The organism is Polyangium jinanense (assembly GCF_028435265.1).
Classification (GTDB): Bacteria; Myxococcota_A; Polyangia; order Polyangiales; family Polyangiaceae; genus Polyangium; species Polyangium jinanense.
The window spans coordinates 355,600-377,828 of record NZ_JAGTJK010000005.1; the positions used below are offsets into that span (position 1 = coordinate 355,600).

General features: G+C 68.3%; 19 protein-coding genes. 16 read left to right on the forward strand and 3 right to left on the reverse strand.

What is annotated here, in order from left to right; translation table 11 throughout:
* The first annotated feature begins 12 nt into the window (after positions 1–12).
* The 9 genes from KEG38_RS14595 to KEG38_RS14635 all read left to right on the forward strand — a co-directional run bounded on the left by KEG38_RS14595 (position 13) and on the right by KEG38_RS14635 (position 10,046).
* A complete protein-coding gene (locus KEG38_RS14595; protein WP_272420041.1) occupies positions 13–1,074 on the forward strand; it encodes an ABC transporter ATP-binding protein in 1,062 nt (353 codons plus the stop codon).
* Between the two features lie 10 nt (positions 1,075–1,084).
* Positions 1,085–2,116: a serine/threonine-protein kinase gene (locus KEG38_RS14600; RefSeq protein ID WP_272420042.1), complete on the forward strand. Its 1,032-nt coding sequence runs from the start codon at positions 1,085–1,087 to the stop codon at positions 2,114–2,116.
* A gap of 116 nt (positions 2,117–2,232) precedes the next feature.
* Positions 2,233–2,838, forward strand: coding sequence for a Uma2 family endonuclease (locus KEG38_RS14605; RefSeq protein WP_272420043.1), 606 nt, complete (start codon positions 2,233–2,235; stop codon positions 2,836–2,838).
* Positions 2,839–2,876: 38 nt separating this feature from the next.
* Positions 2,877–3,653 carry an RDD family protein gene (locus tag KEG38_RS14610; protein ID WP_272420044.1) on the forward strand — a complete coding sequence of 259 codons (777 nt, stop codon included), beginning with the start codon at positions 2,877–2,879 and terminating at the stop codon, positions 3,651–3,653.
* Positions 3,650–4,615, forward strand: a complete 966-nt coding sequence (locus KEG38_RS55515) for a stage II sporulation protein M (RefSeq protein WP_272420045.1) — start codon at positions 3,650–3,652, stop codon at positions 4,613–4,615. The genes KEG38_RS14610 and KEG38_RS55515 overlap by 4 nt, the downstream gene beginning before the upstream one ends.
* Positions 4,612–5,412: a hypothetical protein gene (locus tag KEG38_RS14620; RefSeq protein WP_272420046.1), complete on the forward strand. Its 801-nt coding sequence runs from the start codon at positions 4,612–4,614 to the stop codon at positions 5,410–5,412. The genes KEG38_RS55515 and KEG38_RS14620 overlap by 4 nt, the downstream gene beginning before the upstream one ends.
* The gene (locus KEG38_RS14625; RefSeq protein ID WP_272420047.1) at positions 5,409–7,757 is read left to right on the forward strand and encodes a DUF4350 domain-containing protein; all 2,349 of its coding nucleotides are present in this window, start codon (positions 5,409–5,411) and stop codon (positions 7,755–7,757) included. The genes KEG38_RS14620 and KEG38_RS14625 overlap by 4 nt, the downstream gene beginning before the upstream one ends.
* Entirely contained in the window at positions 7,754–8,719 is a 966-nt protein-coding gene (locus KEG38_RS14630) for an AAA family ATPase (RefSeq protein WP_272420048.1), read from the forward strand. The genes KEG38_RS14625 and KEG38_RS14630 overlap by 4 nt, the downstream gene beginning before the upstream one ends.
* 7 nt (positions 8,720–8,726) lie before the next feature.
* Positions 8,727–10,046 carry a DUF58 domain-containing protein gene (locus KEG38_RS14635; protein WP_272420049.1) on the forward strand — a complete coding sequence of 440 codons (1,320 nt, stop codon included), beginning with the start codon at positions 8,727–8,729 and terminating at the stop codon, positions 10,044–10,046.
* Between the two features lie 277 nt (positions 10,047–10,323).
* Here the strand turns inward: KEG38_RS14635 and KEG38_RS14640 are convergent, their stop codons facing one another.
* Positions 10,324–10,986, reverse strand: a complete 663-nt coding sequence (locus KEG38_RS14640; RefSeq protein WP_272420050.1) for a YceI family protein — start codon at positions 10,984–10,986, stop codon at positions 10,324–10,326.
* Between the two features lie 108 nt (positions 10,987–11,094).
* Between KEG38_RS14640 and KEG38_RS14645 the strand changes: the two genes are divergently transcribed.
* Entirely contained in the window at positions 11,095–12,003 is a 909-nt protein-coding gene (locus KEG38_RS14645; protein ID WP_272420051.1) for a LysR family transcriptional regulator, read from the forward strand.
* Between the two features lie 35 nt (positions 12,004–12,038).
* Entirely contained in the window at positions 12,039–12,827 is a 789-nt protein-coding gene (locus KEG38_RS14650) for a class I SAM-dependent methyltransferase (RefSeq protein ID WP_272420052.1), read from the forward strand.
* Positions 12,828–12,830: 3 nt separating this feature from the next.
* Here the strand turns inward: KEG38_RS14650 and KEG38_RS14655 are convergent, their stop codons facing one another.
* A complete protein-coding gene (locus tag KEG38_RS14655) occupies positions 12,831–15,086 on the reverse strand; it encodes a bifunctional salicylyl-CoA 5-hydroxylase/oxidoreductase (protein ID WP_272420053.1) in 2,256 nt (751 codons plus the stop codon).
* Positions 15,087–15,164: 78 nt separating this feature from the next.
* Here KEG38_RS14655 and KEG38_RS14660 point away from each other — a divergent pair, with 78 nt between their 5' ends.
* Together KEG38_RS14660 and KEG38_RS14665 are read left to right on the forward strand one after the other, a co-directional pair.
* Entirely contained in the window at positions 15,165–16,505 is a 1,341-nt protein-coding gene (locus KEG38_RS14660; protein ID WP_272420054.1) for a hypothetical protein, read from the forward strand.
* Between the two features lie 58 nt (positions 16,506–16,563).
* A complete protein-coding gene (locus KEG38_RS14665; RefSeq protein ID WP_272420055.1) occupies positions 16,564–17,139 on the forward strand; it encodes a peroxiredoxin in 576 nt (191 codons plus the stop codon).
* 57 nt (positions 17,140–17,196) lie between these two features.
* Here KEG38_RS14665 and KEG38_RS14670 read toward each other — a convergent pair whose 3' ends face one another.
* Positions 17,197–19,425: a hypothetical protein gene (locus tag KEG38_RS14670; protein WP_272420056.1), complete on the reverse strand. Its 2,229-nt coding sequence runs from the start codon at positions 19,423–19,425 to the stop codon at positions 17,197–17,199.
* Positions 19,426–19,682: 257 nt separating this feature from the next.
* Here KEG38_RS14670 and KEG38_RS14675 point away from each other — a divergent pair, with 257 nt between their 5' ends.
* From KEG38_RS14675 to purE, 3 genes are all read left to right on the forward strand, one after another.
* A complete protein-coding gene (locus KEG38_RS14675) occupies positions 19,683–20,489 on the forward strand; it encodes a cupin domain-containing protein (RefSeq protein WP_272420057.1) in 807 nt (268 codons plus the stop codon).
* A 366-nt stretch (positions 20,490–20,855) separates the two neighbouring features.
* Positions 20,856–21,560 carry a hypothetical protein gene (locus KEG38_RS14680; RefSeq protein WP_272420058.1) on the forward strand — a complete coding sequence of 235 codons (705 nt, stop codon included), beginning with the start codon at positions 20,856–20,858 and terminating at the stop codon, positions 21,558–21,560.
* Positions 21,561–21,738: 178 nt separating this feature from the next.
* Positions 21,739–22,227, forward strand: a complete 489-nt coding sequence (gene purE, locus KEG38_RS14685) for a 5-(carboxyamino)imidazole ribonucleotide mutase (protein ID WP_272420059.1) — start codon at positions 21,739–21,741, stop codon at positions 22,225–22,227.
* Positions 22,228–22,229 lie beyond the last annotated feature (2 nt).

Here is a 22,229-nt window from a genome sequence, read left to right on the forward strand (position 1 = left end):
GTTTTGGGCATCGTGGAGCTACGCAAGGTCGTCAAGCGCTTCGGCGACGTCGAGGTCGTCAAATCGCTCGATCTATCCATCGAGAAGGGCGAATTCCTCACCTTCCTCGGCCCGAGCGGCTGCGGCAAGACCACGACACTCCGCATGATCGGCGGCTTCGAGATGGCCACTTCGGGCGAAATCTACCTCGACGGCCGCGAGGTCTCCGCGCTCCCGCCTTACAAGCGCGACGTCAACACGGTCTTCCAGAGCTACGCCCTCTTCCCGCACATGAGCGTGCGCCAGAACGTCGCTTATGGCCTCGAACAGAAGCGCCTCCCCAAGGCCGAGATCGAGCGCAAAGTGGCCGAGGTCCTCGCCATGGTGCGCATGGACGCGTTCGCCGCGCGCAAGCCGCGCGAGCTCTCCGGCGGCCAGCAGCAGCGCGTTGCGGTCGCGCGCGCGATCGTCAATGGCCCCTCCGTGCTCCTGCTCGACGAGCCCCTCGGCGCCCTCGACTTGAAGCTCCGCAAGGAGATGCAATTCGAGCTGAAGAGCCTCCAGCGCAAGCTCGGCATGACGTTCGTTTACGTCACGCACGACCAGGAGGAGGCGCTCACCATGAGCGACCGCGTCGCGGTCATGAACGGCGGCCGGATCGAGCAGATCGACGCGCCCGTCGCCATTTACAACCGCCCGAAGACCCGCTTCGTCGCCGATTTCATCGGCGAGACGAACCTCCTCGCGGGCGAGGTCTTCCGTGATGGCTCCGCGCACGCGTTTTCCCTCGGCGGCGCGCGCATCCCGATCGAGCCCGACGCCGTCCTCGAAGCCGGCCACCGCATCTCTTTGAGCGTACGCCCCGAAATGGTCTCCGTACGCAAAGCGGACGACGGCGAAATTCAGGGCGTCGCGCTCCCCGGGACCGTCGAGGAGACCGTTTTCGTCGGTTCCGTCTGGAAGACCGTCGTGCGTCTCGCGGGCGGCGAGCGTGTCGTCGCGACCGAGCCGCCGGCCACGCACGGCCATATCGAGCATGGCACCTCGGTCGTCGTGGGTTGGAATCCCAAGAGCGCCGTCGTCCTGGAGACCTGACGGGATCATCATGGAGCTCGAGCCTGGTCATCTCGTCGCGGGGCGCTTTCGTGTCGTGCGATTCCTCGGCGAGGGCGCGGTCAGCGCCGTGTACGAGGCCATCGACGACGTGCGTGGCCATCGCGTCGCGGTGAAGATCCTGCATCGCGAGCTCTCCCAGAACGCCGAGATCGTCCAGCGATTCGAGCGCGAGGCCGAGGCCGCGAGCCGCATCGGCTCCGATCACATCGTCCACGTGTATGGCGCGGGCGCTACGCCCGAGGGACGATTCATCGTTCTCGAATACCTCGACGGCGGCACGCTCGCCGACCTTTTGCGCAAGCGCCGCCCGCTCCCGTCGGAGGAGGCCGTCTCCCTCGTCCTCCAGCTCCTCGCCGGCCTCTCGAAGGCGCACGAGCTCGGCATCGTGCACCGCGACTTGAAGCCGGCGAACCTCTTCCTCGTGCCGGGCCCCGAGGGCCGCGGATTCCTCAAGATCCTCGATTTCGGCGCCTCGAAGCTCACGAATGCGGGACAGGCGTTGACGCGTACCGGGGCCATGGTCGGCACGCCGATGTACATGTCGCCGGAGCAGATCCGCAGCTCCGACAAGGTCGACCCGCGTAGCGACGTCTATGCCGCGGGCGTCATCCTCTACGAAAGCGTCACGGGCAAGGTCCCGTTTGACGTGAAAAACGCGGTCGAGCTCGCGTTCCGCGTCGTCTCGCAGGATCCGCCGCCGCCCGAGACGCACCTGCCTTCGCTCGATCCCGAGCTCTCGGCGATCATTCGCCGCGCCATGTCGCGTGATCCCGACGCCCGTTTCCAGACCGCCGCCGAGATGTACGAAGCGCTCGGCGACTGGCTCAAGAAGCGCGGCATTCCCCTCCCGCCGCACACACGCGCGGCGCCCGTGGCCGCGCCCGCCGCCGCGCCGACGGCCGCGGCGATGGCCCTTCCGAGCGTGGCGCCGGCGAGGTCGCGGACCATTCTGCTGTATGTCGTTGGCGCGTTGCTGCTCGTCGTGGCGATCGTGCTTGCGCTCCACGCTGCGGGGGTTTGACCGGGAACATCCAGACCGCCCTTTTTTCGGGAGGGCGGTGGTGCCCTGCTTTCTCTGCGTGGTACACTGCACTCATGCGCTCTCTCGCGACCGCTGAGATCCTCCCTCCGGAACCCATGACCCTCGAGGAATGGGCCGACATGGACGAGGACGAGCCGGGCGAGCTCGTCGATGGCCATCTGGAAGAGGAAGAAGTGCCCAGCAACCCGCACGAGGCCGTCGTGGCCTGGCTCATCCGCATCCTCGGCCTCTGGGGAGCCGAGCGTCGCGCGCCCGTTCTTGGCTCCGAGCACAAGCTCGGCGTTTCGAAGACACGCGGCCGCAAGCCCGACGTGTCCATGTATGCCCCCGGGACGCGTCTCGGACGCGGCTCTCTCTCCCGCACCGCGCCTTTGCTCGTCGTCGAGGTCCTCTCCCCGCGCCCCCGCGACGTCCGGCGTGATCGACTGGACAAGCGCTCGGAGTACGCCCGCTTCGGTGTCAAGCTCTACCTGCTCGTCGACCCGGAAGCGCGAGTGCTCGAGCTCTACGAGCTCGGCGCGGATGGTCGTTACGTCCTCGATGCCTCCGTCTCCGAGGGAAAGCTGAGGCTCCCTGGATGTGAAGGACTCGAGCTCGACCTCGATGCCTTGTGGGCCGAGGTCGCGTGGATCGTCGGCGAAGAACCCGAGGAACAAGCGGCGCGCGAAGCCGCAACCGAAGGCGACGACGACGTCGTTTGACCCCCACGCCTCTCTCGTGATGTGATGTCATCCGCCCCATGGCGGAGCCTGCCCGACGCCTCCAGCCGATCGACACCACCGCGGAGATCGAGACGCCCGAGCACGTGCGGTTCCATTACCCCGTCGCCGGCCCTGCTCGCCGCGTCGTCGCCTGGGCGCTCGACTGGCTCATTCGTGGCGCCGTCCTCGTCGTCTTCGCCATCTTCGCGCTCCTGGGCGGCCTTGCTGTCGGTGATGCCGTCGCAGGCCTCTCCGTCGGGCTCCTCCTCGTCATCTATTTTCTCCTCGAGTGGACGTATTACACGCTCTGGGAGATCGCCTGGAATGGCCGCACCCCGGGCAAACGTGCGCTCGATCTGCGGGTCGTCTCCGTCCACGGCCATCCCTTGCGTATTGGCGACAGCTTCCTCCGCAACCTCCTCCGCGCCGCCGATTTCCTCCCCTTCGGTTATGCCATCGGCCTCGTCGCGATGGCCCGCGACAGCCGTTTTCGGCGCCTCGGCGACATGGTCGCGGGCACCATGGTCATCGTCGAGGAGCGCCGCGCCGTTGCCACCACGCTCCGCATCGACCCTCCGCCCACCCCGAAGGAGCTTTCGAGCCTCCCGCAACGCCTCCCGCTCTCCGGCGACGAGCTCGAGGCCATCGAGCTCTTTCTCCGCCGCAAAGCAGGCCTCGGCCCTGCGCGTGAGGAAGAGCTCGCGGCCATGGTCGCGCCCATCTTCGCGAACCGCATGGGGATCCGGAACAAGGACTCCGCGCGCCTCCTCGCTTTGCTTCACGCGCGCGCCAGCGAGCGCAGGAGGCCTCTGTGAGGAGCCAGGACGAGATCGTCGCGGCACGTCATGCCGATTGGCGCGAGCTCGAAAGCCTCGTCTCGCGCGCCGAGGCCCTCCACCACCTCGACGGCCCCTCCATTTCCCGCGCCGCCGCGCTGTATCGGGCCCTCTCGGGTGACCTCGTCCTTTGCCGCGCCCGCTGCACGCCCGACCTCGTCGCGTACCTCGACAACCTCGCCGGCCGCGCGCACAGCGCTCTTTATGGCGCCGAGCCTTTCCGCATCCCGGCCTTCTGGTCCCTCCTCACCCGCGACTTCCCGCGCACGCTCCGCAAGAACGCCTCGTTTTTCGCCCTCTCCTCCGCGCTTTTTTTGATCCCCTGCGCCATTGGCATCATCCTCGCCCTCTTCGTCCCCGACGCCGCCTCGCAGATCCTCCCGCGCAGCATGCTCGACGGCATGGCCGACATGTATTCGAAGGGCTTCGACGAGGGCCGCAGCGAAGGGGCCGACTCCGCGATGGCCGGGTTTTACGTCCGCAACAACGTCGGCATTGCGTTCCGTTGTTTCGCGACCGGCATCTTCTTCGGCCTCGGCAGCGTTTTTTACCTCATCTACAACGGCCTCAACATCGGCATGGTGACCGGCTGGGTCACCGCAGCCGGGTTTGGCCGGAACATCGGCACGTTCATGTGCGGCCACGGGCCCTTCGAGCTCACGGCCATCGTCGTCGCGGGCGCGGCGGGGCTCCGCATGGGGTATTCCCTCGTCATCACCCGCGGCCGCACGCGCCTCGGCTCGCTCCGCGAGAGCGCGCCCGACATCGTCCGCCTCGTCGTGGGCGCGGCCGTCATGTTGCTCATCGCCGCGGGCATCGAGGGATTCTGGTCCCCCTCGGGCGCGCCGCCGCCCGTCAAATGGGCCGTCGCCGCCCTCTTTTCTTTGCTCGTCACGGCTTATTTCCTCTTCGCCGGCCATGAACGCGGGAGGGCCCGTTGAACCTCGGCGACTCCGCGATCGTCCTGCGCCCCCGCAACCTCACCGAGGTCATGGACCTCGCGTTTCGCCTCTGCTTTTCCCTCGCATTTTCCCTGTACGCGCGCCTCACCCTTTTCGCCATCGTCCCGCTCCTCGCCGGATGCCTCGCGCTGCGGTATGCGCTCGACGCCCCCTGGAGTCTCGTCTGGCTCGCGGCCTTCCTCACCGTGCCTTTCGTCGAGGCCCTCTTCACGGTCGCCGTCAGCCAGATCATCTTTTCGCCCACCATCACCCCGCGCGCCGTCTTCGCTCTTTTTCGCAAGCGATTCGGCGCGCTGCTCGGCTCGTTCTTCATTCGTATCCTGGGCCTCTTGATCGGCTCCCTCGCGCTCTTTCTCCTCCTGCCGTTCGTCGGCATTCGCCTCCTGCTCCTCGACGAGGCCTGCCTCCTCGAAGGCCTCTCCGGCTCGCGCGCGCATGAGCGCGCCCAGCGGCTCGTCTCGATGCGCACCGGCGACGCGTTCCTCGTCCTCCTCATGCTCCTCGGCGCGCGATTCGGCGGTGTCCTCACGGCAGAGCTCCTTTTCGACGGGCTCGTGAACGACCTCCTCCAGTTCGGCCGTCCATTCGGCTGGCTCTTCGACGACGGCGGCTCGCCGGCCGCCCTCGCCGGGTTTTTCTTGGCCGTACCGTTCGTCGCCACGGCGCGGTTCCTTTATTACATCGACACCCGCACGCGGGAGGACGGCTGGGACATCCAGCTTCGTTTCACGGCGATCCGCGCTCGGGCCGAACAGGAGCGCAGGAGGGCCGCGTGATCAAGTTCGTCCTCCTCCTCTCGGCGCTCGGCGCGAGCCCGGTATACAACGCCGACGATCGGGTCCGCGAGGTCCTCGAATCGGAGCGGTACCGGTTTTGCCACGAGGACGATTATCCCCTCGGCGAGGGCGAGCGCGCCTTCTGCCCCCTCGTCGGCGAGACCAGCGAGGCTTGCCCCTCTTTGCCCGCGGCCTGCCGCAAGCCGCCCGCGCCGATCGAAAAAGGCGGCCCTCCGGCCGGCATCTCCCCGAGCTGCAAGGCGGGCTCCCGCTGTTTGGCCGGACGCTCCTCGGGCCGCGACGATCGCACGGCTGTCCGCCGATTCGAGGGATCCTCCGGCAGCGCCTCCGGCGACGGGAGGGAAGGCGCGGGCGAGCCGGGCAAACCCGGCGGGCCCGGCGGCGGCGGAGATGGCGCAAGCTCGGGCCCAGCGGGTCAAGACAAGCCCGGCGGCGAACAAGGCAAACATGGCAGTGGGGATGCGTCCGGTCCGGGCAATCCCGGCGGAAAGGACGGCTCCGGCAAACCCGGCGGAGAGGCCGGCCCGGGCAAACCCGGCGACGCGCCCGGCCAGAATCCCGGCGGCGGGGAAGGGAAGGGGCAGGCTGAACCAAGACCCGCGAATCCCCCGCCGCCGCCCGAGCCCATGGATCCGGCCGTCAGCAGTGCCGCCAGCGGCTTCGCGCGCCTCCTCTTTTTCGTCCTGCTCGGCGGCTTCCTCGCCTTCATCGCGTGGATGGTCCTGAAAAACGTCCTCTCCGAGCGCGACGCGCCCGAGGACGAGCCTCCGCCCGAGGACCGCCCCGAGAATGCCCCGGGCGAGCGACGACAGGTGCCCCGCGGCCCCGTCGAGACCGACGTCGCCCGTCTCCTCGCCCGCGCCCGCGCGGCGGCCCAGCGCGGCGCGTTTGGCCCTGCGATCGATGACGTCTATGCCGCGCTCCTCCGGCGCCTCGACGGCGACGGCATCATCGAGATCCACGCCTCCCGCACGAACGGCGATTACGTGCGCACCCTGCGCCGCGAGCGGCCCGAGATCGCCGCGGACGTACGGAACATCGTCGCCGACGTCGAGAGCGTCCAGTTCGGCTCCCGCGCGCCTTCGGCCGAGGCCTTTGCCCGCATTCACGACCGCGTCGTCCCCATCGTTTCGCGCGCCCTCGGCATTCTCGTGGTGATCCTCGGCCTCTCCGCGACCGTCTCTTGCGGCCGCGTCGCCGCGCTCGACGAATCCGACGGCGTCTTCCGCGGCGACACCTCGCCCTCGGGCACGCACGCGATCGGCGCCATGCTCTCGGCCTATGGCATCGAGTTCCGCCATCGCCGCGATCCTCTCGACAAACTGCCCGACGAGGACGAAGCGACGCTCGTCCTTCTGCCCGACCTCGACATCTCGGCCTCCGATTTCCGCCGCTTGCAAGCGTGGGTCGAGGCGGGTGGTGATCTCGTCCTCGCGGGCGTGCAAGGCCTCCCCGGCTGGACCGGCGCGTCCCTCGAACCGGATCAACTCGTCGACAGCGCGGTCGTTCCCGCCTCGACCTACGAATCCCAATTCGGCGAAATCTTCCTCGCCGTTCCCCGCGGGCCAGCGCTCACGCTCACGGATGCCGATCGCATGGTAGGCCGTGGCGTTGGCGCCTATGCGTCCTTCAAGCAGCTCGGCGACGGCCGCGTCATTGTCCTCGCCGACGACAAACTCTTCACGAACGTCGCCTTGACGGCCGGCGACAACGCGGCTTTTTTGATCTCCCTCTTCCGCCCGCTCCACCGCGAAGTCGAGCTCTGCGACGCCTGGACCTCCCTCGGCGCCGACACGCCGCTCGAAACCCTGAGCCGTGCGCGCCTCCTGCCCATTCTCCTCCAGCTTCTTTTGCTCCTCGGCCTCTTTTTCCTCTGGCAGGGCCGCGCCTTCGGCGTCCTGCGCGACCCGCCCGCGAATCGTCGCCGCGCCTTCGCCGATCACGTCCGCGCCCTCGGCCTCGCGTATGCCCGCGCCGGCGTCTCGCGCCACGCCCTCGGCCTTTATGCCGCGTGGGCCGTCGAGCGCCTCCGCGAGCGTGTCCCGCGCGAGGGCCGGCAGGGGCTATCCGGGCTCGCCGAGGCCATCGGCGTCCGCGTCGGCAAATCCACGGGCGAAGTCATGCACGTCCTCGTCGAGGCCACCGAGGCACAAAAAGAGGCGGCCCCCGCGTCCCTCCGCTCCGGCGACGTATCGCCCCGCGGCCGCTCGCGGGGCAAGGACCGCGCCCAGGCCGCGTCCGATTTCGCCGTCATGCGCCACCTCGACCATTTCCTCGCCCAGACCTCCCGCGAGCGCTCCCGCAAGAAGACCCGAAAAGCATGAACCTGTCCCTCTTCCGCGACACCTTCGATCGCATCCGCCGCGAGGCGGGCAAGGTCCTCCTCGGCCAGGACGAGATCATCGACACCACGCTCCTCGCGATCCTGGCCGGCGGCCACGTCCTCATCGAGGGCGTCCCCGGCCTCGGGAAAACGCTGCTCGTCCGCACCCTCGCCCATGTCTTCGGCGCGAGCTTCCGCCGCATTCAATTCACGCCCGACCTCATGCCGAGCGACGTCACCGGCGGTAACGTCTTCGACCAGAAAGAGGACCGCTTCGTCTTCCACGAGGGCCCGGTCTTCACACAGCTCCTGCTCGCCGACGAAATCAACCGCGCCCCCGCGAAGACGCAAAGCGCCTTGCTCGAAGCCATGCAGGACCTCGCCGTCACCACCGACGGCGTCACGCGCCCTCTGCCCGAGCCTTTTCTCGTCATCGCCACGCAAAACCCCGTCGAATCGCAGGGCACCTATCCCTTGCCCGAGGCCCAGCTCGATCGGTTCCTCGTCAAATTGCACGTCCGTTACCCCGGACCCGCCGTCGAAAAGCAGATCCTCCGCCATCACGTCGACGGCTTCTCCGCCGCCAAGCTCGATCGCGCGGGTATCGAGCGCATCGCCTCCGCCGACGAGATCCTCGCCATGCGCGCGGCCCTCGGCGCCGTGCGCGTCGACGACGGCATCCTCGAATACATCACCGACATCGTCGCCCGCACCCGCGCCCACCGCGCCGTCTACCTCGGCTCCTCCCCGCGCGGATCGATTGGCCTCCTTGGCTCGGCGCGCGCGCGTGCCGCCAGCGAGGGACGCGATTTCGTCACCCCGGACGACGTCAAGGCGCTCGCCCCGGCCGTCCTTCGCCACCGCTTGATCCTCCACCCCGACGCCGAGATCGAAGGCACGAGCGCCGACGATTGCGTCGAAGACATCCTGCGCGAGGCGAAGGTCCCGCGCACGGCGGCCTGATTTCGACATGGTCCCCTCGCGCGCGCTCGTCCTCCTGTTCGCGGGGCCGCTCGTCCTCTCTTTTTTCACGCTCCTCGACCGGGGATTGATCCTCCCCATGCTCCTCACAGACGGAGCGATCGTCCTGCTCGCGCTGCTCGACGCCTTGCTCGCGCGGCGCCGTTTGGTCTCCGTCGTCCGCCGCGCCCCGGCCGTGCTCTCAATTGGCCGGCCAAACGTCATTTCCCTCGACGTCCGCTCCCTCGCCCGGCGCAAGCTCCACGTCCACGTGCAGGAGGAGCTTTTTCCTTCGTCCGAGAGCGACGAGCTCCCCCTCGAAGCAGACCTCCCGCCGCGTGGACACACGACCCTCAAGTACCGCGTCACGCCCTCCCGCCGCGGCGCCCACGTCCTCGGCGACCATTACGTCCGTTATCCTTCGCCCCTCGGCCTCTGGATTCGCCAGTACCCCATTTCCGCGCGCTCGCCCGTCAAGGTGTACCCCGACCTCGAAGCCGTCCGCGGATACGAGCTCCTCGCGCGGCAGGACCGCGATCCTGCCGGCGTGCGTGCCTCACGCCGCCTCGGCGGCGAGAGCGAGTTCGCGCGCCTCCGCGAGTATCGCCGCGAGGACGAGTATCGCAGCATCGACTGGCGGGCCACGGCGCGCCGCAAAAAGCTCATTGCCCGCGAATACCAGCTCGAGAGCGACCAGAACGTCGTCTTCCTGATCGACGCCGGCCGCCTCATGACGGCCGAGTTCGCGAATCTCTCGCTTTTTGATCACGCCCTGAACGCGACGCTCATGCTCTCGCACGTCGCCTCCCGCGGCGGCGACAAGGTCTCCATGATGGCCTTCGCCGAAGAGATCCTCGCGTATGCCCCGCTCACGGGCGGCGCCCGCGCGACGCGCAAGATCATGCAAGCCGGCTACGACATCGAGCCCGACCTCGCCCCCACGAATTACCGGGCCGCTTTCGAGGCGCTCGCGGTTCGCGTGAAAAAACGGACGCTCGTCGTCCTTTTCACGCAGGTCGTCGACGAGGTTGCCGCCGCCGAGCTCGAAAAGCTCATGCGTGGGCTCATGCCCCGCCATTTGCCGCTCCTCGTGCTCCTGCGCGACGTCGATGTCGACGCCCTCGCGCTCGGCCATGCGGGCGAGGCAGCGGCGCTCTCCGGCGTCGGCCCCTACCTGCGCGGCGCGGCCGCCGAGATCCTCTCGTTTCGCGATAAACTCGTGCGCCGCTTGAAACAACACGGCGCCCTCGTCCTCGACGTCGCGCCCGGCGACCTCACGCCCGCGCTCATCAATCGTTACCTCGAGATCAAGGCCCGGCACCTGCTGTAATGCCGGCCGCGGGCCCCGCCCGGCATCGTCGTCCCACGCCTCCCGGACCCCCTCGCAGCGTACGCGCGCGCCGCGTACGCCATCCCGCTCCTTCACGACGCCTCGGGGGCTTGATGGAGGCTTTCAACGACGTCAGCCGACGTCGACCCGTCGAACAACGATTCACGCCGTCGACGCCGGCCAGAACAACGGTGCGGCAGGGGGGAGCTCCCGCGGAACAACGGCAAAACACCGCGGAAATCAGCGATTGTCGGGCGGGTGAGGGGAAGCGGGCCTTTCAGCCCTTCTTGCGCGGCGCCTTCAGCGTGAGCTTGAGCAGCACGTCGTCGCGGATGAGGTCGTCCGGCTTGCCCGCAATCGTGATGTTGAAGTCCTTGCGGTTGATGGAGAACTCCGCGGTGCCCGTGGCGGCGTCCGGCGCGATCGTGATCGTCACGGGGAACGTGATCGACTTCTTCACGCCGTGCAGATCGAGATCGCCCGTGACCGTGTGCGTCGCGCCGTTCGTGCCGCCGGCCTTGATCTCCGTCGACGTGAACGTCGACTTGGGGAACTTCTCGACATCGAAGAAATCGGCGTTCTTCAGGTGCTTGTCGAGGTCGGCCGCGTCCGTCTTGACCGACGCCGTCTCCACCTCGAACGAGATCTTGCCGCCCTCGGCCTTGCCGTCCGCGAGCGTGATCTTGCCGGCGAGCTTCTCGAACTTGCCCTCGTGCTTGCCCGTCACCTTCGAGCCGATGAACCCGACCGACGAGGCCGTGGCGTCGACGTCGAGCGTCTCCTGGACCGCCGCGGCGTTCGCGGGCTTCGCCTCCGCCTGCGCCGACGAGGCCGGAGCGACGGTTGCCTTGGGCTTGTCCTTGGCCGGGTCCTCGCAAGCCGCGAGCGAGAGCAGAGCGGGCACGGCGGCGGCGAGAACGACAAATCGAATCGTGCGCATGGTCGGATCGTCCCTTCGGGGTTGTATCGAGGCTGTACCATGCGCCCCGAACGGACGCTTGATTAGGGGGGCGGCTCGGGTAACACTGTTCGCCAGGGCGAACAATCGATGACGGCGGCGCTCGACGATGTGGTCTCCATGGCGGTCTTCGCGCGGGTCGTGGAGGCGCGCTCGTTCACGGGCGCGGCGGCGCTCCTCGGCCTCTCCAAGTCGGTCGTGAGCGCGCGGATCTCGGGGCTCGAAGAGCGTCTCGGCGTCAGGCTTTTGCATCGCACCACGCGGCGCCTCTCGCTCACGGAGGAGGGCGCGCGGCTCTACGAGACCTGCGCGCGGCTCGTCTCCGCGGCGGACGAGGCGCAGGGCGTGCTGGAGAGCGCGTCGGCGGAGCCCGAGGGCCTCGTGCGCGTCACCGTACCGGTGGGTACGGGAATCCTGCAGTTTCCGAGCATCCTGCGCGAGCTGCACGAGCGATATCCGCGCCTCGTGATCGAGCTCTCGCTCTCGGAGCACCGTGTGGACATCGTCGCGGAGGGGTACGATGTGGCCATTCGTGTCGCCGACACCCTCGAAGACTCGGCGCTCGTGGCGCGCCGCATCGGCTCCGTGCGGATGATCGTTTGCGCGTCGCCCGATTACCTCGATCGTCGCGGGAGGCCGGTCTCCCCGCGGGATCTCGTGCACCACAATTGCCTGCGCCTCTCGCCGGTCCGGCGCGAGTGGTCCTTTCGATGCCCCGGCCGCCGCACGCAAGTCGTGCCCGTCACTGGGACCCTCATCACCGACAACATCGCCGTTTTGCGCCAGGCGGCGCTCGACGGCATCGGCGTCGCGCGGCTGCCCTTGTCGTATGTCGCGGCCGACATCGAGGCGGGCAGGCTGCGCCGTGTCTTGCCGGAGCACGCGCTTGGCGAGACGAACGTCTTCGTGGTGCACCCGTACCAGAGGCACATGCCGACGAAGGTGCGCGCGTTCGTGGATTACGTGGTCCAGCGGTTCCGTAGCGCGAGCGACGAATAGTCTACGCTTCCCGCTCGCCCTATCGTTTTCTCGCCATGCCCTGGAAAAAGTACCTTCTCCTCCCGCAGCTCCTCTCGTACGCCGCACGCGCGCCCCGCGATCCGGCGAAGGCGTGGGACCGCTTCTGGAGCGGCATCCGGCGCACGGGGAACCACGGGGAGGTGCTTTGGGACACGGAGGATCCTCGTGAAATCGAGGAGATCCTGAAAAGAGTCACCACGCATTTCGCGGTCGACCTCCCCGTCATCGACATCGGCTGCGGCAATGGCAGGTTTTCGCGGCTCCTCGCCGCGCAGTATCCCAAGGTCGTCGGCCTCGACGTATCGAGCCACGCTATCGAGATGGCGCGCGAGGAGTCTGCCGGGATCGAGAATCTCTCTTTCCACGTCGCCGACGTCAGCGTCCCGTACGCGCTCCGATGGCTCGTGGACGAGCTCGGAGAGGCCAATGCCTTCATGCGCGGCGTCCTCCACGTCCTCGATCCGAAGCGCCGCGCCGTCGCGATCGAAAACATGCGCGACGTGCTCGGCGCGCGGGGCGTGCTTTATCTATCGGAGAGCAGCATCGACGGCGATCCGCTCGATCACATGGTGCTGCAGGGCGCGACCCCGACGTACATGCCCGAGCCGGTGCGCAGGGTCGTCGCCGCCGGCGTAAGGCCGCCGTCGCGCTTCGGCGACGCCGAGGTGCGCCAATACTTCCCCGGCGCCGCATGGGAAATCCTGGAGAGCGGCCCCACGGTCATGTACACGCTACCGCTGCGAACGCCCGATGAAATCGAGGCGCTTCCGAGTTATTTCGCGCTCGTGCGCCGCCGGGGATGACGCCTACTTCATTCGAGGCACGTACCGCTCCACCGATCCGTACTGGTTCGGCCACCGCATCACGTATCCCTGCTCCGCCGCCGCGTGCCGCGTCCAGTAGGGATCGAACAGGTGCGCTCGCGCCAGCACGCAGAGATCGGCCCGTCCCGCGGCAATGATGCTGTTCACGTCGGCATAACTCTGGATGTTGCCGACGGTCATCGTCGGCACCTTCGCCTCGAGCCGCACGAGCTCGCTGAACGGCGTCTGGAAGAGCCGCCCGTACACCGGCCGCGCCGACGGATCGGTTTGCCCCGCCGATACATCCACGATGTCGACCCCGTGCTCCTTCAGCGCCACGGCGAGCTTGATCACGTCCTCCGGCGTGATTCCGCCCGGCGCCCAGTCCGTCGCCGAGATACGCACGCTCGTCGGTTTGTCCTTCGGCCAGGCCGCTCGCACCGCGTCGAAGACCTCCAGCGGGAACCGCAGGCGATTCTCGATCGAGCCGCCGTATGCGTCGGTCCTCCGGTTCGTGATCGGCGACAGGAAGCTCGCGAGCAGATACCCGTGGGCCATGTGCACCTCGACGAGGTCGAAGCCCGCCTCGTCGGCCAGTTTCGTCGCCGTCACGAAATCGGCCTTCACGCGGTCCATGTCCTCGCGATCCATCGCGCGTGGCACGGGGCTATGCGGCAGATACGGAATCGCGGACGCGGCGAGGAGCGGCCATCCGCCCGATTCGAGCGGCTGATCCATGCCCTCCCACATCCGCTTCGTCGATCCTTTGCGGCCCGCGTGGGCGATCTGCACGCCGATTTTCCCCGTGGAGAACTGATGCACGAAATCGGTGACACGCCGCCACGCGGGCACGTGGCCCGGGCGGTAGAGGCCCGTGCATCCGGGCGTGATCCGGCCTTCGGCGCTGACGTCGGTCATCTCGGCGATCACGAGCCCCGCGCCGCCGACCGCGCGGCTGCCGAGGTGCACGAGATGCCAATCGTTCGGCGCGCCGTCCTCCGCCGAATACTGGCACATCGGCGAGACGACCACGCGATTGTCGAGGAGCAGCTTGCCCAGTCGATACGGCGTGAACATCGGCGGCGGCGGCTCCTTGCTCTCGATCCGCACGCCCGATTGCGCTTCCGCCTTCGCCGCGACCCACGCGTCGACTTCGCGCACGAGCGCCGGATCCCGCACCTTCAGGTTCTCGTGCGTCACGCGCAGGCTACGCGTCAGCATGCTGAAATTGAACTGCAGCGGCTCGAGATCCATGTATCGCTCGGTGTTCTCGAACCACTCCAGGCTCACCTGCGCCGCGCGCTGGAGCGTCTCCACCTTCGGCCGCCGATCCGCCTCGTACGCGGCGAGCGCGTCGGGAAGGCGCGCGTGCGTATCGAGCGCGTCCGCGAGGCTTATCGCATCCTCCAGCGCGAGCTTCGTCCCGGAACCGATGGAGAAATGCGCCGTATGCACGGCGTCCCCCACGAGGACCACGTTTTCCCAGGAAAACCGCTCGTTGTAGATCGTGGGAAAACTCCGCCAGACGCTCTTGTTCTTGAGCAGCCGGTGCCCCTTGAGGCGCGGCGCGAAGAGCTTCTCGCAGTATGCGAGCGTCTCGTCCTCGGTCGCCCGATCGAGCCCGGCGCGGCGCCACGTCTCCTCGCGGCACTCCACGATGAACGTCGATCGTTCGGGCTCGTAACGATAGGCGTGCACCCGGAAGAGGCCGTGCTCGTTTTCGTCGAAGTAGAACGTGAACGCGTCGAACGGGAACGTCGTGCCGAGCCAGACGAAGCGGTTCGGCCGCCCGTCGATGCGCGTGCCGAACTGCGGCTTGTACAGGCTCCGCACCGCGCTGTTCACGCCGTCCGCCGCGACCACGAGATCACTCGCGCGCCGGATCGCCTCGAAGTCCGTGGCCTCGTGCTCGAACCGGAGCACGACGCCGAGCTCCTCGGCGCGAGCCTGCAGGATGGCGAGCAGGCGCTGGCGTGACAGACCGCTGAAGCCGTGCCCGGTCGAGACGAGCCGCTCGCCGCGGTAGAACGTGTGGATGTCGTCCCAGTGCGCGAGGCTCCTCCGGATCGCGTCGTAGACGGGCCTGTCGACGCCCTCCAGGTTGTCGAGCGTCGCGTCGGAGAAGACCACGCCAAAGCCGAACGTGTCGTCCGGCCGGTTGCGTTCGAGGACCACGACCTCGCGCGAAGGGTCGCGCTTCTTGGCCAGGATGGCGAGGTAGAGGCCGCTGGGTCCGCCGCCGATGCACGTGATCTTCACCGTCGATCCTCCGGTTCCTGCCGCGGAGGGGAGACCACGATGGCGAAGACGTCAAGGGGTATGGTAGACGCTGGAGCCATGACCCGGTGCGTTGTGCTCGCCACCTCGCTTGCCGCGCTGTCGGCGTCGTGCGCCTCTGCGCCGACCGCACAGAACAACGGCAAACCCGTGCCGTCGCCCGAGCCGTCCGCGGTCGCGTCCGCACCCGCGCCCCGCGAGCCCTCGCCACTCGTCAGCGTGAGGGCCCCGGACAAACTCCCCGCGAACGTTTTGATCGACGGCAACCTCGCCGAGTGGGGTTCGCTCCTGCCGCCGCCCGAGGGGAATCAGCCTCCGGCCGGCGCACCCTCGCACCTCGCGTTCGCGCTCACGAAGGACGGCGCATTCGTCGCGGCGGAGCTCGCCGAGCTCTCGAAAGACGGGATCTGGCTCGCCTTTGGGTTTCCTCCCTCGACGCCCGCTTCTTCGTCCGGCGTCGAGGCGCACGAGGCGCGATTCGTGCGGATGTTCCGGCTCGACAAGAGTGGCCTTTTTCAGGTGAGCGAGAGCGGCGCGCTCGTCCCGGTCCCGCACTCCGTCACGACCATGGCATTCACGCCGCGCGCAATGACCATCGAGGCACGGATCCCCGTCGCGGCGTATCCCCGCGCGTCGGCGGCGCCGATCCCCGGGGCGCGGGTCCAGGTGATCGCCGCGACGACCTCCACGCCCCCGAAGATCGACGGAGCAAAATGGATCGACGTCACCGCGCCCGAACCCGTGGCGTTCGAGCCGCACGCCGAGCTACGGGCCGCTGTCTACCGGCAGAATCTCGCCGAGAGAAAGCCGCTCGGCTTGTCGTATTCCCCCGCGGACCCGGGCCATATCGAGACGGTCCGTCATCCAGGCAAGGACACCTCCTCCGTCGTGACCTCGGAGTCCCCTCTTTACGTGCCCCAGCGGACGCTCGGCGATGTCGAGATCGGATATACGTCCGCCGTTTTGCCCTCCGTCGCCGTCTTCAAGGGGGGCGCGTTCGTGGATGTCATCGACGTCGCGGACATCGGGGAGGAGCCGATGGGCATCGTCGAACGAAACAAGCAGATTCACGTCTTCAGCTATTCGCAGACGAACGAGCTCGACGCCGCGGGCTTTCAGGCAGGATGGTCGGTCGTCGCCGTGGCCGAGGACGGCTCGATTTCGTATCCGTTCAACGCGGAGACGGGGGTCGGTCGCTGGGAGAAGGTCTACGAGATTCATTCGGACAAATTCGATTGGTTCGGCATGCGAGGCGTGCCCCGCGAGTATGCGGACGAGGAGACGCCACGGGCGATCGAGATCCTGTGGCGCTTCGACAAGCAGTTCGGCGGCTACATGCCGACGACGCGCCCGCTCACGACGCTGCCGCCCCCGAAGCCGAAGCCCGGCAAGAAGCCTTGATCCGACGGCCGGAACGGCGCCCTTGCGGCGCCTTCACGACTTTGCCATCCTGCCGCCCATGAACGGATCGCCCCGCCTCCTCCCGTTTCTCGTGATCGCCGCGCTCGGCCTCGCGGCTTGCAAGGACGACAAGCCCGCGTCAACGAAGGCCGATCCGGCCGCCGCGGCGAACCCTCACGCCGCCGACGAGTCCAAGCCCCTCGAGGTGGGGGATGCCGCGCCCGACATCACGCTGAAGCTCACGGACGGCAAAGAGGTCAAGCTGTCGAGCCTTCAGGGCAAGCAGGTCCTCGTGTATTTCTATCCGAAGGACGACACGCCGGGGTGCACCATCGAGGCGCAGGGCCTGCGCGACGGCTGGGCCGATATCCAGGCGGCCGGGCTCGAGGTGTATGGCGTCTCGACGCAGGACGCCGAGAGCCACAAGGCGTTCATCGAGAAATACAAGCTGCCGTTCCCGCTCGTCGTGGACACGGACGGCGCCGTGACCAAGGCGTTCCGCGTGCCGACGCGGCTCTCGTTCGCCGCACGGCAATCGTTCTTGATCGGGAAAGATGGGAAGATCAAGCACGTGTGGCTCGAGGTGGATCCGAAAGAGCACGCCTCGACTGTGATCGCCGCCGCGAAGAGCTGATATGAAAAAGGGGCTCGGCGCATGCCGAGCCCGGGCAGGGCCGCGAAGACGAAGAAGTCAGATCGGGAAGAAATGGCGGAGCCATGCCACGATCATCCCGTGGTAATGCCACGCGAGCGATACGCCGAGCGCGACGGCGGCAAGCACGAGCACGATGCGGCCCACGGGCGGCCGGTCCTCGCCGGAGACGAAGACGGGCAGGACGCGGAGCTCGCGTACGCTGCCCCGCGGCAATGGCGGCACGCGCGTGAAACGGAGGCTCAGATTACGCCGGAGGTAAATGCGGACGTTGAACGCCCAGCCCGATGCTTCGAGCAGCGCCGAGACGTCACGTTTGCGGAGCTTGAGCCAGCCGAGAAAACCCGAGACCGTCATCACCCCGAGCGCGACGCCCGCCACGGCGAGCAGGGCATTCAGCGGGTTCGTATTCGAAAGCGTCTGCAACGCGAACGCCGCGGCCGAGCCGACGGCCGCGAATGCGATGCCGCCGCCCACGATCGATCCTTGCGCCCCCGGTGCCACGAGGGGCGGCGCGACGGGCGCGACCGGCGGCGGGGGCGGCGCGGCGGGCGGGCTCTTCGGCGGCGTGAGCTGCGCGTCGACCCGATCGGAGACGCTTTTCTCCATGGCCTCGAGCTTCGTGCCGAAGAGCTTCGTCATCTTGTCGCCGACGAAGTCGCGCAGCTTCACGAAGGGCGCGAGCGCGGCTTCTTGAATGGAAATGGGCTTGACGATCACGTCCGTGACCTTCGCGTCCCATTCCTTGCCGTCGCGATCGTAAAACACACCGCGCTTGCCCACGGCGATGCCGCGGCGCGAGCCCGAGGTCACGCCGGCGGCGACGTGCATCGTCTTCCGTTCGTCGCCCTCTTTGCGCGAAAGCTCGACGTACGCGACGAAGATGTTGCTCGTCTCCGCGATCGGCCGGTGCTCGGCCTTGTCGAGGACGCGCACGCAGAGGTTGATCTCGCGGCCATCGAGCACGAGCGTGCCGACCTCGAACAGGCACCGCCCCCCTGCCGAAAAGAGCGCCGGAAAGCTCACCATGTTGTTCGCGAGATCCAGGATCCACCGCTGCAGAAGCGCGAGCTTTTCCAGATCGGAGAGCCCCACGAGCTCGGCCGAGGCCTTCTCGTCCTCGTTCACGAGCGCGCGCAGCGCCGCGGGCAAGGGCCCTTCGAGCAAGGCGCGGAGCTCCGCGCCCGCGAGTCCGCCCGGCAAGGACGCGGGTTTTTTCGACTGCCACGCTCGATACGGCTCGAAGAGCGCGCGGACCCGCTCCCAGCCCTTGCGATCGAGCTTCTGCACGGGCCCCGGCTCGCCGAGCGCGCGCGGCAAGACCTCGACCGAGAGCCGCCGCGCCTCGTCCGCGAAGAGCGAATTCACCCCGGATTCGAGGTCGAGCACGCCCGAGCGGTCCGGCGGCCCGAGCGCGGCCTCGCGCAAATAGCCCCGGATGGCCGCGGGATCGTTCACGTCGAGCGCCGCGAGCCGCTCCGGCTTGACGGCGAGCCGATCCTCCGCGACCGGGCCTTGTCCCAGCAGATCACATTGCGCGAAGAATTGGTCGAGCTTGCCCGCGAGCCCGTCCACGACCTCGAACGCCGCCGCGGTGGCTTCGCCGAATGGCAAGACGAGGCTCGTCTCCGCGCCCGTGCGGAGCGCGCCCGCCGCCTCCCACGCAAGCGCCGCGTGGCCGAGCGCGAGGAACGCGTCGAGCTTCGCCACGCTCACGCCCACCTCGCCCGAGAGATCCATCACGCCGCCCGTCGCCTCGATGATCAGCGCCGCGAGGCGCGCGAGGGCCGCGTCCTCGATTTGCGTGGGCGCCACGATACCATCCCCGTTCGGGGATTTTCGCGCATATCCGTCGCGAAACGCGCGAATGTCGGCGAGCGAGAGCGTCGCCCCGGGCCGGGCGGCCTGGCCGCTCGCCTTGATGCGTTTTTTCGCGAGGGCGCGGAGGCGCGCCGCGTCGGGCTGCGAGGGGTCGAGGTCGTCGAGGTGAACGGTATCGGTCCGCTCGGCGATGCGGCTCGTGTTCCGGAGGCGGGCGCGCAGCCAATCGTGCGCGGCGAGCAGCTCCTGCACGCGAATGCGCCCGTTCCCGTCGATGTCGACGTACCGGAGCAGCGCCTCGTCGCAGAGGAGCTGGTCGATGGGGACGCTCGTCGAGGACCAACGGGCCGCCGGGAGCGCGTGGATCTGCGCGAGGTCCTCGGCCGTCTCCAGCTTGAGCTGAACGAGGCCACGATAATCGCTGAAAATGAAGGGCGCTCTTGCCACGTAGAGACGCTCTTGCCACGGTTTTTCGGCACCGGCAATGTCATGACGCTCGAAACGTGGGCCGATTCACCGTCATCGGCTTGGCGACGTCATCTACGCGAGATCCGTACGCGACACACGTGGGGTATCTCCAGGCTGGATATTTCCCGGAATGAGCGGCGGCGAAGGGCGAACGCGGGGAATGGATACGAACGCGGCGCCTCGATCGCGCTGTTTTCTTGACTTTCGGCCCTGCGTCTCGTAATGCGGGCATATCCATGCCCAGCGAAACGCGCACGTTCGTGCTCCCGGGTAGGCCCTCGGCCATGGGGGCTCTGCGCGCCGATCGTCGCATCGGGCGACGCGTCGCAATGGGCGCGTGCCTCACCGCGGCCCTCGGCGCCCTGGCCCGGTACACCCTCTTCTCGGGCGCGGCCGCATCCGCCGAGCGTCGTGCCGCAGAGAATGTCTTTCTTGCCGCCCGTGAGGCCTCCCGTGCCCTCGCCGAGGGGCGATTTTCGTCCGCGACGTGGCAGGAGCTCGTGGAGCAGGCCTTCCGCGGCGTCACGCCGGAAGAAATCGCCCGCGCCATCGACATCGAATCGCTCCTCGCGCGCGCGCCCGCGGCGAGTCGCGGCGCCGCGGTCGTACCGTTCTCGACCACGCTGCCCGGAGACGACGGTCCGCGGCTCGTGACGAAGCTCTTCGTCCTGCGCGCCGGCCGGGCGAACCCGCCGCACGCGCACGACAACATGGTCTCGATGCATTACGTGCTCCGGGGTCGATTCCGCGTCCGCCATTACGATCGCGTGCGCGACGAGCCCGGCGGTATCGTCCTCCGGCCCACGATCGATCGGGTCCTCGGCCCGGGCGAGGCGACGAGCATCTCCGACGAGCGCGACAACGTGCACTGGCACGTCGCCGAGACCGACGGCGTCCTGCTCGACGTGCTTTGCGCCGATCTCGAAGGCCGGCCGACGGACACGCACCTCGTCGATCCGGTCCGCGCCGAGCTCCTCGAAGGAGGCCTGCTCCGCGCGCGGCGCCTTTCCACCGTGGGAGAGGCGCTCGAGCGATTCGGCTGAGGGGACGTTCCCGACGATCCCCACGCCGCCGCGGCGTCCGGGCCGCCTTCACCCGTTCGCGCGGGGCGCGCGGCTCCGTCCTCGATCCGGGCGCGCGGCGCAGGCGGGGCGGTATGGTTTCTCATTGCACGGCGTGCGTATGTCCGCGGACCGAAATACGTTCGCGGCCGTGGTGCGTAGCCGGCGTGCGACCCCATATCGCACGCTTCCGAACGACCACGGCGCGTCATCCGCGCGGCCGCGACCTTGCAATGCTTCGGGTCGCGCGGCCCGCCGGCGAGCCGCTGCTTGATGTAATGAGACGCCGGCCCTTCTCGCGTCGATGTTTGACGCGAGAGGAGGCAGAGAACCGAAAAGGGGGTTTTCATGAAGAAGTCGCTCGGGATCCTTTCCGCCGCATTCGCTTCTGCCATGCTCCTCGCCGCTTCCGGGCAGGCGCTTGCGGGTACGGGTGCTTGGGGCGTCGATGATGACGGGTTCGGTCCTGGATATTACGGCGGATATGGATACGGCGGACCTGGCTATCGCGGCGGGTATGGATATGGATACCGCGGGTACGGCCCCCGCGGCGGGTACTACGGCGGCAAGGGCCGGATCTACGACTGGGGCGGCGGCTACGGCTACGGCGGCTATGGGCCTTACGGCGGCGGCTGCGCCCCCGGCGTCGACTGCGGCCTCCCCGGCCCCGTCGACGATCTCGTGTTCGGTGACGTCGACGTCTGCTTCGACGGCCAGCAGATTTTCTGCCGTTTCGCGGTCGACGAGTGCCTGGAGGACGAGATCGAGATGTACGCGTTCCTCACGGGCGGCGCGACCTGCGGCGGCGCCGGCGGCGGGTGGTACAACAAAGACGCGTACTTCAGTGACGTCCAAGTCGGCGGCTACTACGCCACGCCGCTCCAGGGCAACATCTGGCAGGGCGCGCTCGATCTCAATGACTACTACGGCGATTTCTGCGACGGCGCCGGCGCCTACGCGGGCGGCCTCGATTTCCGCCGCATGAGGCTCTACATCGCCGGTCGCGAGTTCGCGTTCAACGACATCGGGCCCTGCGGCGCCGGCTGGGACTGATCGAAGGCGCCTCGCCTTCGGCAAACCCGAAGACCCCCGTGGTCCCCGAGCTCGTGCTGGGCTCGGGGACCCCTGGGAAGGCGCACGGGCCCGGGTCCGTCCGCTCGTTTCACCGGGCGGTCGGACTCGACGTCCGAGTTCGGTGACGTGCGCCCCGAAACCGACTAGAACACGCGCCATGACGCAGCGCGCCCCCCGCGTGGGGATCATCATGGGCAGCACGAGCGACGCGCCGACCCTGCGAAAAGCGGCCGAGATGCTCGATCGCCTGGAGGTGCCGTACGAGATGCGCGTGGTCAGCGCGCACCGCACGCCGGACCTCCTCTTCCGTTACGCGGAGGAGGCCGAGGCGCGCGGCCTGCAGGTGATCATCGCCGGCGCGGGCGGCGCCGCGCACTTGCCCGGGATGGTGGCCGCGAAGACCGTCCTGCCCGTGCTCGGGGTGCCGATCCTCTCGCACGCCCTGCACGGGCTCGACTCGCTGCTTTCCATCGTGCAGATGCCGGGCGGCATCCCGGTCGGGACCCTGGCGATCGGGGACGCGGGCGCGAAGAACGCCGCGCTCCTCGCCGCTTCCATCCTCGCGCTCACCGACGCCCCGCTGCGCGAGCGCATCAAGGCCTTCCGCGCGGAGCAGACCCGGGCCGCGCTCGAAAGCGAGGTTTGACG

What these genes read in the sequence shown, in the direction of transcription:
- KEG38_RS14600 (WP_272420042.1), top strand. Translation starts at nt 1,085, where the DNA reads ATGGAGCTCGAGCCTGGTCATCTCGTCGCGGGGCGCTTTCGTGTCGTG.
- KEG38_RS14605 (WP_272420043.1), top strand. Translation starts at nt 2,233, where the DNA reads ATGACCCTCGAGGAATGGGCCGACATGGACGAGGACGAGCCGGGCGAG.
- KEG38_RS14610 (WP_272420044.1), top strand. Translation starts at nt 2,877, where the DNA reads ATGGCGGAGCCTGCCCGACGCCTCCAGCCGATCGACACCACCGCGGAG.
- KEG38_RS14630 (WP_272420048.1), top strand. Translation starts at nt 7,754, where the DNA reads ATGAACCTGTCCCTCTTCCGCGACACCTTCGATCGCATCCGCCGCGAG.
- KEG38_RS14635 (WP_272420049.1), top strand. Translation starts at nt 8,727, where the DNA reads ATGGTCCCCTCGCGCGCGCTCGTCCTCCTGTTCGCGGGGCCGCTCGTC.
- KEG38_RS14640 (WP_272420050.1), bottom strand. Translation starts at nt 10,986, where the DNA reads ATGCGCACGATTCGATTTGTCGTTCTCGCCGCCGCCGTGCCCGCTCTG.
- KEG38_RS14645 (WP_272420051.1), top strand. Translation starts at nt 11,095, where the DNA reads ATGACGGCGGCGCTCGACGATGTGGTCTCCATGGCGGTCTTCGCGCGG.
- KEG38_RS14650 (WP_272420052.1), top strand. Translation starts at nt 12,039, where the DNA reads ATGCCCTGGAAAAAGTACCTTCTCCTCCCGCAGCTCCTCTCGTACGCC.
- KEG38_RS14660 (WP_272420054.1), top strand. Translation starts at nt 15,165, where the DNA reads ATGACCCGGTGCGTTGTGCTCGCCACCTCGCTTGCCGCGCTGTCGGCG.
- KEG38_RS14665 (WP_272420055.1), top strand. Translation starts at nt 16,564, where the DNA reads ATGAACGGATCGCCCCGCCTCCTCCCGTTTCTCGTGATCGCCGCGCTC.
- KEG38_RS14675 (WP_272420057.1), top strand. Translation starts at nt 19,683, where the DNA reads ATGCCCAGCGAAACGCGCACGTTCGTGCTCCCGGGTAGGCCCTCGGCC.
- KEG38_RS14680 (WP_272420058.1), top strand. Translation starts at nt 20,856, where the DNA reads ATGAAGAAGTCGCTCGGGATCCTTTCCGCCGCATTCGCTTCTGCCATG.
- purE (WP_272420059.1), top strand. Translation starts at nt 21,739, where the DNA reads ATGACGCAGCGCGCCCCCCGCGTGGGGATCATCATGGGCAGCACGAGC.